Consider the following 12,729-nt stretch of genomic DNA (forward strand, 5'->3'; position numbering starts at 1 on the left):
ACGTCGGGATCCCGTCGTGCGTGGCGCGGATCCCGACGTACAACCGCGACTGCTGCGGCGTCGGTACTCAGGTGGATCGGCGTGGGGTGCGGGTGAACGAGGCGCGATAGGCGCTCGGGGGTAGACCCACGTGGCGAATCATGTGCTGGCGCAGGGATTCCGCGGAGCCGATGCCGCTGTGGCGTGCGACCTGGTCCATCGGGAGCGTGGTGGATTCGAGCAGTTCGCGCGCGCGTTGGATGCGTTGGTGCAGTAGCCATTTCTGCGGGCTGAGGCCGGTTTCCTCGTGGAAGCGGCGGGTCAGGGTGCGGACGCTGGTGCGGGCGTGGGTGGCCAGCTCGTCCAGGGACAGGGGGGTGTCCAGGCGGCCGAGGGCCCAGGTGCGGGTGTCCGCTAGCGAAAGGCCGTTCTCGGGCGGCAACGGCGAGTCGACGAATTGAGCTTGGCCGCCGGGCCGTACCGGTGTCACGACGGCGGCACGTGCCGCGGCATTCGCGACCGTCGCACCGTAGTCGGTGCGAATCAAGTGCAGGCACAGATCGATTCCTGCTGCGGCGCCCGCAGCCGTCGTCACCGGTCCGTCCTCGATGAACAGCGCGTCGGTGCGTACGGTCACGTCGGGAAACCTGGCGGCGAGTTCGTCGGCGAGCCCCCAGTGCGTGGTGGCGGTGCGGCCGGACAACAGCCCGGCCTGGGCCAATACGAATGCGCCGCTACAGATCGAGGTGACGCGTTTGCCCTGGTCGACGGCTCGCCGCAAGGCTGCGATGGTGGCTGGATCGGCGGTGCCGCGGCTGATCGTGCTCGGCACGATGACGGTATCGGCCTCGTCGAGTGCGTCCAATCCGCGTGGCACCACCACATCGAAGCCGCCCAATCCGCCCTTGACCACACCGGGTTCGGCGGTGCACACCACGACCCGGTAGCAGGGCTCCCCGTCCACCGTCACCGTGCCGAGCATCGTTTCGGGCATGGCGAGTTCGAACGGCTTCACCGGTGCAACGGCGACGACGGCCACGGTCTTCATGGCTGGATCCTTGGGATAGATGGCTAACCGGCCACTAGTCTAGCGCTCCCGCGCCGGGCAATGTTGATGACACGCGCCCGGCAACCGGCTCCGAAGCCGCCGCCGATTGCGTGAATTGTCTTGTCTCAGAAGGGAAGTCGCATGCCTTCGCATGTCATTGTCGGCCGGGGTGCCACCGCCTCGGCAACCGCGGTCCTGTTGGCCGAATCCGGCGACCAGGTGCGGATGATCAGCCGCAGCGGTGCCGGGCCGGAGCATCCGAATATCGAGCGCATCGCCGCCGATGCCGTCGACCTGGCCGTGCTCACCGACCAGGTCAAGGGTGCGGACACCGTGATCAATGCCGCCATGCCCGCGTATCACACCTGGCCGGAGGCCGTACCGCCATTGTTCGGCGCCATCCTGTCGGCCGCGGAGCAGACCGGCGCGAATTACGTAATGCTGGGCAACCTCTACGGCTACGGTCCGGTGGACGGCGTGGTCACCGACGACACACCGTTGACGGCCACCGGCCCCAAAGGGCGGGTGCGCGCGCGGATGTGGCTCGATGCCAAGGCGGCCCACGACGCGGGCCGGGTGCGGGTCACCGAGGTCAGGGCCGGCCAGTTCCTCGGTGCCGGTGCGGTATCGATGTTCTCGCTGCTGGTGCAGCCGAAAGTGGTTGCGGGCCAACTCGCTCTGGTCCCGCAGGATCTGGACCTGCCGCACGCCTACACCGCGATCGGCGATGCGGCCGCGGCGCTGGTCGCGGTCGCGCGCAGCGAAAGCGCCTGGGGCCGCGCCTGGCTCGCCCCGACCATCACCAGCACCGTACGCGAGGCCGCCGAACGTTTCGCCGCCGCGGCGGCTGCCGCGAGCCCGCAGTTGGCGGTGATGTCCGATCGCGAACTGACCCTGCTCGGCCTCACCGACCCATTCTGGGCCGAGTTGTTCGAGACCTATCACATGTCGCACCGGAAGTTCACCGTCGACGACGGGGCGATTCGGGAGACGTTCGGGGTCGAAGCCAGCGACCTGGACGCGGTATTCGCGGAGGTGGTTTCGACGTCCTGATCGGTTGGATCGCCGCGGTTCCCGAGGCCGTGGCGACCTCCGCACGGCGCGCAGCGCTGACGGATATCCGCCGCCGTGCACCGGGTTAACAGTTCGGTGCACGGCGGACGCCGAACCTCAGGCGTGGTCGTAGGCGTCCTGCAGGATCTTCACATCGAGCTTGGACATGGACTGCATGGCGGTGGCAACCGCGGCGGATTTGGTGGGGTTCACGCCGTTCAGGAGGGTGACGAGGGTGGCGGGAACCACCTGCCAGGACAGCCCGTAGCGGTCGGTCAGCCAGCCGCACGGGCCGGGTTCGCCACCGTCGACCAGGGCGTCCCAGAGTTGGTCGACCTCCGCTTGGGTGTCGAGGACAACCTGGATCGAGGCGGCATCGGTGAAGGGGTGGCCGGGCCCGCCGTTCATCAGGGTGTAGGGGTGGCCGTCGAGTTCGATGGCCACGATGAAGGCCGAACCGTCGGGGTGGCGGGTGACCTCGGCAATGCGGGAGTCGGGGATCAGTGCGGTGTAGCGGGTGGCGGCTTCCTCGGCGTCGCTGGCGAACCAGAGGAACGTGTTGACCGACATGATGGGCTCCTTGGGTTGTTGATGACCTGCTGTCACCCCTTTGTCGGAGCCGATCGGACACCGTCGACGTATCTCGACGGATTTCTCGAAGTTTTTCGCGGCGGCCTCAGACGCTCGCGATGGCGACGAACCGATCAGGGGTGATGGTGATCAGCACCCGCGCACGATCCGGCCGATCCGGCGCCGATCCGCTGCCGTACTTCTCCCGGATGCGCTGGGTCCACACACCATCCGGGTCGATGGTCAACTCGGCGTCACCGATGATCCGGACCTGCCGGTTCGGTCGCTGACCGTCCGCATGCCTGCCGATCTCACGGTCGATCACCAACCCGACCCGCGGATTCGCCCTGATCCGTCGCAGATGCGGACGCCCAGCCCAACTGGTCAGCCGGAAAGCATGCTGATCCCAGAGAAACCAGATGGGCGTGACATGCGGATATCCGGCCGCATCGATGGTGGCCAGGTGCGCGACGATATCGCTGGCCAGCAACCCTGCGATCTCGGCAGGACGTAGCGTTCGCATCTCCAACCCCTTGATTCGAACTTATGTTCGAGTCTACCTCGTGGGTCGAATGCAGGCGATCCCGGTTTTCGGATGTGGCCGATCACCTGATCTGTCATTTGTTCACGACATCTGTCACCGAGTGCGACTGATCAGGGAGCGTCGGATCAACCCAGGATCAACGGTGGATCCGACCCCGGTGCTGGTTGGTTTCCGGTTGGGATGATCCCGCCTTCGAAGGTGATCGCGGACGAGGTGTACTCGGCCTGCATCGAATCGAACCCTGTTGCGGCACAAGCGTGCCGGGAGGGGTTCCTGAACTGGCCGGTCACTGGGCAATCGTGTCGATCTGCCTCATAATTGGTTCACCACGTCCACATTCGGGGGAGGTTTCGAACGTGACGGGTTTCGTTCTTATCGTCCTGTCCTTGCTGCCAGTTGGGGTGTCGGCGCTACTGCGTATCCCGTTGTGGGTGCGGTCGATCCCGGAATTGTCGGCCAGTGAGCTCGGCTACCTGTGCCGCGGCGCGCCTGGCGCTGTCGTCACCGCGGTCAAGTCGCTGGATACGGACGACGTGATCACGATGAACACGCGCCGGAACTTCCGGCGCACCAGGGAACCACTACCTTTGGACGCAGACGAGTTGGAGCGTGCGGTCTTCACCGATGTACGCCGCCACGCACAGTTGTCCGAGCTGCCCGGAAAACGGTTCACCCGAAGGGAGTTGGCGGCGACGCGGGACCGGCTCGCGCAGGCAGGCTTGATCCCGCGTCTCTGGTGGCGTCGGACCATAGTGGTGGTCACACTGATTCTGACCATGGTGGCCGTGGCGGCGTATTGGGAGTCCGATGTCGTCACCTGGGGCAATCTGGCGGTGTTGGTTGCGGGGATTCTTGCCGCGTTCTGCCTGCTGCTATTCAGTCAGCGAACGATCGCGGGAGGGCGGTTGCTGCGCCGGGAGCGTCGCGAGAGCCGTCGTGCACTCGCCGACTGGGAGACCGCCGAGCCTTCGGCCGCCGATACAGCCCTCGACGAGACGGACTCCGCGCCGGGAACAGGCTTCTTTCGAAACCAGCATTCGCTGTTCAAGCGATTCGTGGCGCTAGGCATGACCGTGGACCTGACCTCGGTCGCAGGAGTCCCGGTACCGAGTTATACCGATCACGGCGGCTTCGATTCGGACGGCTGGCATTGGGGTGGCCTGGATTTCTGGGGTTCCTTGGAAAGTGGTCACTGGCACCACCACGGTGGCCACGGGTACTACGACGGTGGCCACGGGCACTACGACGGTGGCCACGGTGCAGGTGACATCGGTGGCGCTGGCGGTGGTTACTGACAGAACGGTGTAGCGGCGTCTGCCGGCCTCGTCGAGCTTGCCGCGGACCCACCGCGATCTCGGGCCGTGTGATCACCAGCGGTCAGCTGGCGATTCGATGGCCGATCGCGATGTCAGTGGAGGTGTCAGGTGTGTGTCAGGTCGGTGTCAGTCGGCCCCGCGACAGTATGCACATCGAACAAAACGATCGGCACCGACACAAGTGCCACAACCGATTTCGAGGAGTACACGACATGTCCATCACCCTGACCGACTCGGACAAGAGCACCCTTCGCACCGCCGCCTACGGCGCCGTATCGCTGATGGCCGCCGCCGGTGTGCCGCACAAGGGCGTCACGCACGGCTCCATCGCCCTGACCTCGGCGACCGGCCTGGTCGGGCACGTGCTCGCCGCCAAGTCCAAAGACATCCACCTGCAAGGCAAGTCCGTCGCCGAACTCGCCGACCAGGTGCTGCCGAGCCTGACCGCAGCCATCGGCCTGCTCGGCGAGCAGCATCCGGGCGAGGCCGACAACTTCCGCAGCACCGTCCTGGTCGCCGTCGAAGCCGCCGTCCAGCCCAGCAAGGGCGAGCCGAGCCCCGCCGTGGCCGCGATGGCCCGCAAGATCACCGCGGCCCTCGACGCCGCCTGACGGATGCGGGGCCGGCGCAGCACAGCTGATAACTGGTCGCGGGGTCCTCGCTGGACCCCGCGACACGGCCATCGACCCTCGAACCCCGGGGGTGGCCGCGTGGCCGTTGGGAACCGTGCGATATGAGGTTATGAGCGCGCACTTGCGCAGGCTATTGGCAGGGCCAACCGGACCGCGCTCGATCCCGGAGCCGGTCTTCGGCCATGCCGTCTTGGACGGGGCAGTCGGCTACGACGTTCGGATCTGCACCCCGGATCCTTGGTCTGCGGTGGACATCCGATATCACACCACAGTCCGATTCCACGTCATACCAAGGGATTACATGGAATGAGAATCCAGCCGATAGCTTCGCTGTATCGAAATCGTCACCCCGCCCCGGACATACCGAGCAGCGGCCGCTGGATCAGATCTCCGATCGACATCGACCGGGCGGCATCGAGGACGGGCGGAGGTGGCACCTCCGACTCAGCTCTCAGGAAGATCTATGACGACACCGGCCGTGGCCCCACAGTCATTTCCACAGTCATCGCGACGCGGCGGCGACGGCGGTGATTACGCCCGTCTGCTGCGCCGGATCTCCGACGCGGGACTGATGAACCGGCGTCCCGTCTACTACGCCGTCCGGCTCAGCCTCGTCGGGATTGCCTTCGCGGCCGGCTGGGCGGCGTTCGTCCTCGTCGGCGACTCGTGGTGGACGCTGATGGTCGCGGCGTTCATGGCCGTCACATGCGCTCAGGTCGCACTCGTCATGCACGATGTCGCGCACCGCCAAGTCTTCCGGTTACGGCGGCCGACGGAGGTCGTGGGCCGACTCGTCGGCAACGCCGGCATAGGTCTGGCCTACGGCTGGTGGCAGGACAAGCACACCCGGCATCACGCCAATCCGAACCACGAGGACCTCGACCCCGATGTCGCGCCCGACATTCTGGTCTGGTCACAACGGCAGGCGCGTGCCAGCCGTGGTCTGCCTCGTCTCATCGGGAGGGCGCAGGCGTTCCTGTTCTTCCCCCTACTGATGCTGGAGGGCCTGAACCTCCATGTGGCCGGCGCGCGTGCGCTCAGAAATCGATCGGTTAAACACCGCGGATTGGAGGGCGCGCTGCTCTTCGGCCACTTCGCCGCCTATCTGGCCGCGCTGTTCGCGGTCCTGCCCGCCGACAAAGCCTTCGCGTTCCTCGCTGTCCACCAGGCGCTGTTCGGCCTGTACATGGGCTGCATCTTCGCCCCGAACCATAAGGGCATGCCAACCCTGACCGGTGACGACCGCCCCGACTACTTACGCCGGCAGGTGCTGACCTCCCGCAACGTGCGAGGTGGCGCGCTGACCGACCTCACCCTCGGCGGGCTCAACTATCAGATCGAGCACCACTTGTTCCCGAGCATGCCGACGCCGAATCTGCGTCACGCCCAGGTGATCGTCCGCGACTACTGCGCCGAAATCGGCGTGCCATACCACGAGACCGGGCTGATCTCCTCTTATCGCGAGGCGCTGCGGCACCTGCACCACGTCGGCGCCCCCCTCCGCACCACCGACCGACACCCGGTCGCCGGATGAACGTTTCCCCGCGCCGAGAAAGGTGGCGGAGCCGAATTCAGTAAGGTACTCGACGTGCCTTATCGTCGCTAGGTGTAGGAGTCACGTCCAGATCGGAAGGTACGATCAGTTCCGATTACCGAAGGGTGGCGGGCGTGGACCAATCAGAGGCCGGGCAAACGCGGCGGCGCGGTACCGCGCTGGAAGCGGCGATCCTGCGCGCCGCCGCGGACGAACTGGCCGAATCCGGATATGCGGGACTGACCATGGACAAGGTCGCGGCCCGCGCGGGCACCAATAAGAACGCCATCTACCGCCGCTGGCCGAACCGCCTAGCGCTCGGCATCGCCGCGTATCGGCTGTTGGCCACTGCCGTTGCGCCCCCGGATACCGGCAATCTGCGCGACGATGTGCTCGAGATGCTGCGCCGTGCGAACCGCCATTGGAGCTCACCCCTCGGCGCGGTCATGCGCGATTTACTGGCGGCGGCCGGTGGCGCGTCCGAACTTCTCGCGCAGTTGCCGGAGCAGTCCACCGACTCCAGCGCCGCCACCTGGCTGACCATCCTCGGCCGCGCGGTCGCACGCGGCGAAGCCGCACCCGAAGCCCTGCATCCACGGGTCGCCACCGTGGCAATTGTCTTGCTGCGCAATGAATTCGTGCTGCGCGGGGTGCCGAGCGCACCCGACGATGTACTCATCGAGATCGTCGACGAGGTGTACCTACCGCTGGTGCGTCAGCGGATGCCGAGCTGATTACGCGCACTCCGGGGCGTCGGCATCCTCGAACAGTGGCATACCGGTGGGTGGTGCGTAGACGACGTCGAGGATGAGCGGGTCGGGGCCGAGGTTGCGGCCGATGTGGACGTTCCAGGCACCTTCGGGTTCGTAGATGAAATCGCCGGTGCGGTAGACGGGGGCGACGCAGTCGGGGCCGGGGTGGGTCAGGGTGCCCGATCGGACGAAGCCGAAGACCGGGCCGTCGTGATAGTGCCAGCCGGTGGAACCGCCTGGAGCGATGGTGATTTCGCGGACGACGAGATCGGTGCCCGCGACGAAGGGCAGCAGTCCGGCCGGGATCTGAGCCTGGGCGAGGGTGACCGCGGTGATATCGGTACCGGGCGTGGCATCGGCGCTCGCGGCACCGAACACTGAACCGACCGCGACGACCACGGTGACTGCCGCACGCGTAAAAGGCGTCATCGCGGCAGCATAGCCACGAAGACGCCCTCGGCAAAGGGTCCCGCGTGGCCACCGGGCCCAGATTGTCACTGCCGCTGGGGCATTCGTTCGTTTTGTACGAATTGGCGCGGCTGCCGTACAGCAGGCCCGGGTCGCGGACCAGAGTTCATGAAATGTTCGTGCCTGGGAAGCGGTGTCGAGTTGCGTGATGCGCCGCGGCCGTAGAGCATCGGATGCCGTGCCGTCGAATCCGCTGAACCCCGCTGGCGATATACCGAATACCGGAATTCCCGCCGCCCTGGCCGCCGAGATGACCATGGTCGAGCAGCACGAGTGGCACCGGAATTATCTACGCCGCCATGCCGTCTCGCGACGCAATGTCCTGCGTGGTGCGGCCGCCGCCGCGGCGGTGGCGGCAGTCGGAACCTCGCCGTTCGGCCGGCGCGCCTACGCCGAGGACGCGCAGCTCGCGGTCGGCGGACGGCATATCGGGTACGGGCCGGACGCGAGTAGTCAGCTGCGATTCGCCGGTCAGCTCTCCCGGCCACCGGCCGGAACCAAGGTCTTTCTGGACCACGGCCCGACACCCGCGCTCGGCGGCACCATCGAGGCCGAGGTGCGCAATCTGCTGACCCAGGTGCCCACTGCCGACGGCGGGGTGCTCGCTGCCGAACAGTTCTACGTACACGCCCCGGTCGACGGTCTGCCGGGCCGACTGCCGCATTTCTATCGGTGGCGCACCTCCGACGGGTTCACCGGCGATATCCGCGCCGCCGCACCCGCGATGCCGAGCGCGCGCAGTGCAATCCTGCCGTTCCGATTCACCATGATGGGCGATCAGGGCACCGACGACACCCCGGCGCTGCCGGCGGGCACGGTGTCCGGCGACTACGACGACAAGTACTACAAGTCCGATAACGATCCGACCGCACCGCACGCGAGCAATGTGCTGCGCCAAATCGCCGCCACCAAACCGGATTTCCACATCCTCGCCGGTGATATCGCCTACGCCGACCCGTCCGGCGCTGGCAAGCCGAACGAATTCGTCGCACACGGCACGCAGGCCGCGTCCGGCTTCGACAAGTACAACCCGTATGTCTGGGATGTCTACTTCGGCGCCATCGAACTCAGCGCCGCCCAGACTCCGTGGATGTTCGCCACCGGCAACCACGATATGGAAGCGACCTACGGGCAGCACGGCTACGGCGGACATCTGGCACGGCTGGACTTTCCCGGCAACGGTCCCGCCGGCTGCCCCTCGGCATACTCGTTCACCTACGGCAATGTCGCGGTGCTCTCGCTCGACGCCAATGACGTCACCTATGAGATCAAGGCCAATGCCGGGTATTCCGGTGGGGCACAGACGAGTTGGGTGGAGCGCACCCTCGCCGCCTACCGCGCGGATCCGGAGATCGACTTCCTGGTGTGCTTCTTCCACCACTGTGCGTATTCGACCACCGACGCACATGCCAGCGACGGCGGCCTGCGTGACGCCTGGGCGGGACTGTTCGACAGGTATCAGGTGGATCTGGTGCTGCAGGGGCACAATCACGTCTTCGAACGCACGGATCCGATCCGCGCTGGCGCCGCGACCAGGGTCGCCGGTGACAATTCGATCGTCTACCCGGAGACCGACGGCACCGTCTATTACACCGTCGGCGGTGGTGGTCGCCCGCGCTACGACTTCCAACCCGGCTCGCAGGAATCGTTCCGCGGCCACGAATTGCCGGACACCACCGTCGCGAACAGCTATGTCTGGACCTCCTCCGGCGATAAGCAGGATGAGGCCGCTCCCTGGTCGCGAGTACGGTTCCGCAACTACTCGTTCCTGCGCGTCGATGTCCGGCCCGGCATCTTCGCCAGCGAAATGGATGTGGTCGCGGTGGACGAATACGGCCGGGAATTCGACAAACTCACCTTCCGCCGCCTCGTCCGCTGAACGGCTACTTGTTCTTCTTCGGCGGGAGTGAGCGCGCATAGCTCACACCGCGATCGATCCATTCGTCGAGCGCGGCGTCGTCGGTGACCGCCGCGCCGTCGACGTGCAGCCAGTTGGTCATCTCCCGGCCGCCCATCACCATCGTGGCGACGTACGCGCGGGCGAGCAGCGCGGTGCTGTCCTGCGGGGCGACGCGGACCAGTAGACCGCCCCGACCGCTCGCCGCGACCGCCATATTGCCGCCGATCAGGAAGGCCAGACCGCCGAACATCTTCTTCTCGACCAGACCGGGTTCGGGCTCGATCAGCTCCCGGATCCGATCGGCGAGCTCCTTGTCATACGCCATACCGCATTGTCGACCAGGGCACCGACAAGTTTCGGACGAACCGCGCCTACGCGCCGATCGCGGCCGCGAACAGCGGCCAGGACTCGTGCAGGTCGTCCTGCCAGTAGGACCAGGCGTGGGTGCCCTGACGCAGATTCACGGTGGCCGGCACGCCAGCGGCGGCCAGCCGGTCCACGAATGGGCGGGTGCATTCGCCGATGACGGTTTCCATGACGCCGCCGACCAGCATGCGATCGAGCAGGCGGACCGGGTTGCCGTCGATGCCGATATCGCCGAGCGCTTCGTGCGCGCCCGCGACGCCATTGCCCGCCGAGACGTAGAGCGCCATGCCGCGCAGCTGGTCCACATGCAGCATCGGATCGTGTTCGGCCCAGGCCGGATTGTCCGGCGCGCCCCACATATTGTCTGCATTGGCGCCGAAGACCGCGAGCTCGGAGTGCACATAGGCATTGGCCGCGGCGTCACTGGTGCGCGGACAGCCGCTGTAGGCACCAATTGCCTGATAGCGGCCGGGTGCGCCGATGGCCAGATTCAGTGCCGAGGTCGCCGACATCGACACGCCCGCAACGGCATTGCGCCCGGTCATCCCGAAGCGTGATTCCAGCAGCGGCGGCAGTTCCTGGGTCAGGAAGGTGGTCCACTTATTGCGGCCCAGGACCGGATCGTCATTGAGCCAATCGGTGTAATAACTCGCGCGCCCGCCCATCGGCACGATCACATTGACGTTCTTATTCGCGAAGAAGTCCGCGACATCCGTGCGGATCGTCCAGGGCCCGCCGTCCTCGCCGCCGTCGACCGCATTGAGCAGATAGAGCGCGGGCGCGCCGGAGCCGGGATGTGACATCCACAGCGTGATCGGCCGATTCATCGCCGCCGAATGGACCACGACCTCGAACTGTCGCCCGCCCAACGGGCGAACGTCGAGGATCTGGGAGCCGGGGTCGGCTCCGGCGGTGGTGGGGATCGTCGCGGCACAGACCGCGAACAGGAAAACCAGGCATCGCAGTAGCCGGTACATGGGTCGAATTCCTATCACGGCCTCAGCGGTGGTCACGGGATTCGGCGGGGCGTGTTTGCTGGAAAATGGCGCGGCCCCAATCCTCCCGATGTGGGAGGACGGGGCCACGGGGCATCGGGTGAGAGGACCCGAACTCGGGGTCAGCGCCAGGTTTCGGGCGTGACGGGGGCGTCCCAGGCGCGGGCGTAGCGGCGCTTGTCCGTGGCATTGGATTCTTTGGCCCGGTAGACGATGTATGGGCGGGTCAGATAGCCGACGGGGGCACTGAACATATGGACCAGGCGGGTATAGGGCCAGATCGCGATTAGGGTCAGCACGACGAGACCGTGGACCTGGAAGGTCCACGGTGTGCCGACCATTAGCTCGGGCTGCGGGTGCAGGGTGAAAAGGCTACGGAACCACGGGGATACGGTCTCGCGATAGTTGTAGGTACCCCACAGCAGATTGCTGCCCCAGGTATTGAGCAGGCCGGTGATCAGTGCGGCGGCCAGCAGTACGTACATGAGCTGGTCGTTGCGGGTGGTGGCCTTGCGGACGGCGGGGACGGTGATGCGGCGGTAGAGCAGGATGCCGATGCCGAGGATGACCGCGAGTCCCGCGACCGAACCCGCCGCCACCGCGATCACGTGGTAGGAGTGCTCGGAGATGCCGACCGCGGCGGTCCAGGACTCCGGGATCAGCACGCCGAGGACGTGACCGCCGATGACGCCGAGCATGCCGAAGTGGAACAGCGGGCTGCCGAGACGCAGCAGGCGGCTCTCGTAGATCTGGGATGACCTCGTGGTCCAGCCGAATTGGTCATTGCGGTAACGCCACAGGTGGCCGAGCAGGAACGAGGTAAAAGCCACGTAGGGCAGTGTCATCCAGAAGGTGGTGGTCATCGGCGGGCTTCCGATCCGTCGAAGAGGGTGGGGTCCATCGCGAAGGGGTCGAGGCCGACCTCTTCGTCGGGCGGTCCCTGCGCGGCGAGTTCGGCGATCCGACGGCGGTCCGCGGTGGTCAATGGCGGCAGTGTGGCGACCACGGCGGCAAGCACCGCGGCATAGGGGGATCCGTTGTCCATCAGCGACAGACGCAGCAATTCGATCACCGGGACGTGCTCGCCGAGCAGACGTTCGCCGCCGATCGGGTCGACGGTGGCGGCGAATTCCAGCAGCACCGGCAGGTGGTCGGGCAACTCCTCGTCGCCGAGTTCGACACCCGCGTGGCGATAGGCGTGCTTGAACCGCAGCAGTGCCATGCCGCGCTTGCGGGTGTCGCCGTAGGCGTAGAACGTCAGATGCATGCTGGAACGCCGTCGCATATCGAAGGTTTCGACATACTGTTGGGCCAGCGTGAGCGGCGTGGTGGCGCGCACATGGTGGACGAATTCCAGCAGGTGCGCACCCACCTCGTCCGGCAATCGCATTGCGGCATCATCGATCTGGTCGACGGTCGCCAACATCTGCTCGCTCGGATAGTCGAGCAGTAGGGCGGCTATTCGCCACACCAGACGGCAGTCCCGCTCGGACAGTCGAGCGACGGGCTCCGGCCTGCGGCGCACTTTCAGCAGTGCCATCACCGGCCTCCGACAGTCAGCGGGTCGATGGC

14 protein-coding genes are annotated in these 12,729 nt (G+C 66.3%); 6 read left to right on the forward strand and 8 right to left on the reverse strand.

What is annotated here, in order from left to right; genetic code table 11:
* Positions 1-67: 67 nt before the first annotated feature.
* On the reverse strand, positions 68-1,027 hold the full coding sequence (locus ACQP1G_RS08575) for a GlxA family transcriptional regulator (protein ID WP_433200487.1): 960 nt from the start codon (positions 1,025-1,027) through the stop codon (positions 68-70).
* Between the two features lie 141 nt (positions 1,028-1,168).
* On the opposite strand from ACQP1G_RS08575, the gene ACQP1G_RS08580 reads away from it, so the two are divergent.
* On the forward strand, positions 1,169-2,080 hold the full coding sequence (locus tag ACQP1G_RS08580) for an NAD-dependent epimerase (protein ID WP_433200490.1): 912 nt from the start codon (positions 1,169-1,171) through the stop codon (positions 2,078-2,080).
* 117 nt (positions 2,081-2,197) lie between these two features.
* On the opposite strand, the gene ACQP1G_RS08585 is transcribed toward ACQP1G_RS08580, so the two are convergent.
* Both ACQP1G_RS08585 and ACQP1G_RS08590 read right to left on the reverse strand, forming a co-directional pair.
* Complete coding sequence (locus ACQP1G_RS08585) at positions 2,198-2,650, reverse strand: VOC family protein (RefSeq protein ID WP_433200493.1); 453 nt, start codon at positions 2,648-2,650, stop codon at positions 2,198-2,200.
* Positions 2,651-2,756: 106 nt separating this feature from the next.
* Positions 2,757-3,173, reverse strand: a complete 417-nt coding sequence (locus tag ACQP1G_RS08590) for a pyridoxamine 5'-phosphate oxidase family protein (RefSeq protein ID WP_433200496.1) — start codon at positions 3,171-3,173, stop codon at positions 2,757-2,759.
* A 377-nt stretch (positions 3,174-3,550) separates the two neighbouring features.
* On the opposite strand from ACQP1G_RS08590, the gene ACQP1G_RS08595 reads away from it, so the two are divergent.
* The 4 genes from ACQP1G_RS08595 (at position 3,551) to ACQP1G_RS08610 (ending at position 7,410) form a co-directional block, all read left to right on the forward strand.
* Entirely contained in the window at positions 3,551-4,489 is a 939-nt protein-coding gene (locus tag ACQP1G_RS08595; RefSeq protein WP_433200499.1) for a TIGR04222 domain-containing membrane protein, read from the forward strand.
* Positions 4,490-4,722: 233 nt separating this feature from the next.
* Positions 4,723-5,121 carry a hypothetical protein gene (locus tag ACQP1G_RS08600; RefSeq protein WP_433200502.1) on the forward strand — a complete coding sequence of 133 codons (399 nt, stop codon included), beginning with the start codon at positions 4,723-4,725 and terminating at the stop codon, positions 5,119-5,121.
* A 484-nt stretch (positions 5,122-5,605) separates the two neighbouring features.
* A complete protein-coding gene (locus ACQP1G_RS08605) occupies positions 5,606-6,676 on the forward strand; it encodes a fatty acid desaturase family protein (RefSeq protein ID WP_433200505.1) in 1,071 nt (356 codons plus the stop codon).
* 134 nt (positions 6,677-6,810) lie between these two features.
* Positions 6,811-7,410, forward strand: a complete 600-nt coding sequence (locus tag ACQP1G_RS08610) for a TetR/AcrR family transcriptional regulator (RefSeq protein WP_433200508.1) — start codon at positions 6,811-6,813, stop codon at positions 7,408-7,410.
* On the opposite strand, the gene ACQP1G_RS08615 is transcribed toward ACQP1G_RS08610, so the two are convergent.
* Positions 7,411-7,857: a cupin domain-containing protein gene (locus ACQP1G_RS08615; protein ID WP_433200511.1), complete on the reverse strand. Its 447-nt coding sequence runs from the start codon at positions 7,855-7,857 to the stop codon at positions 7,411-7,413.
* Between the two features lie 217 nt (positions 7,858-8,074).
* Here ACQP1G_RS08615 and ACQP1G_RS08620 point away from each other — a divergent pair, with 217 nt between their 5' ends.
* On the forward strand, positions 8,075-9,775 hold the full coding sequence (locus ACQP1G_RS08620) for a metallophosphoesterase (protein WP_433208321.1): 1,701 nt from the start codon (positions 8,075-8,077) through the stop codon (positions 9,773-9,775).
* Positions 9,776-9,779: 4 nt separating this feature from the next.
* On the opposite strand, the gene ACQP1G_RS08625 is transcribed toward ACQP1G_RS08620, so the two are convergent.
* The 4 genes from ACQP1G_RS08625 to narJ form a co-directional block, all read right to left on the reverse strand.
* Positions 9,780-10,121 carry a TfoX/Sxy family protein gene (locus tag ACQP1G_RS08625; protein WP_433200514.1) on the reverse strand — a complete coding sequence of 114 codons (342 nt, stop codon included), beginning with the start codon at positions 10,119-10,121 and terminating at the stop codon, positions 9,780-9,782.
* 46 nt (positions 10,122-10,167) lie between these two features.
* On the reverse strand, positions 10,168-11,139 hold the full coding sequence (locus ACQP1G_RS08630; protein WP_433200517.1) for an alpha/beta hydrolase: 972 nt from the start codon (positions 11,137-11,139) through the stop codon (positions 10,168-10,170).
* 140 nt (positions 11,140-11,279) lie between these two features.
* Positions 11,280-12,020: a respiratory nitrate reductase subunit gamma gene (narI, locus tag ACQP1G_RS08635; RefSeq protein WP_433200520.1), complete on the reverse strand. Its 741-nt coding sequence runs from the start codon at positions 12,018-12,020 to the stop codon at positions 11,280-11,282.
* Positions 12,017-12,697, reverse strand: a complete 681-nt coding sequence (gene narJ / locus ACQP1G_RS08640; protein ID WP_433200523.1) for a nitrate reductase molybdenum cofactor assembly chaperone — start codon at positions 12,695-12,697, stop codon at positions 12,017-12,019. The genes narI and narJ overlap by 4 nt, the downstream gene beginning before the upstream one ends.
* Between the last annotated feature and the right edge of the window lie 32 nt (positions 12,698-12,729).

It is taken from the genome of Nocardia sp. CA-107356 (assembly GCF_050946365.1).
Lineage (GTDB): Bacteria > Actinomycetota > Actinomycetes > Mycobacteriales > Mycobacteriaceae > Nocardia.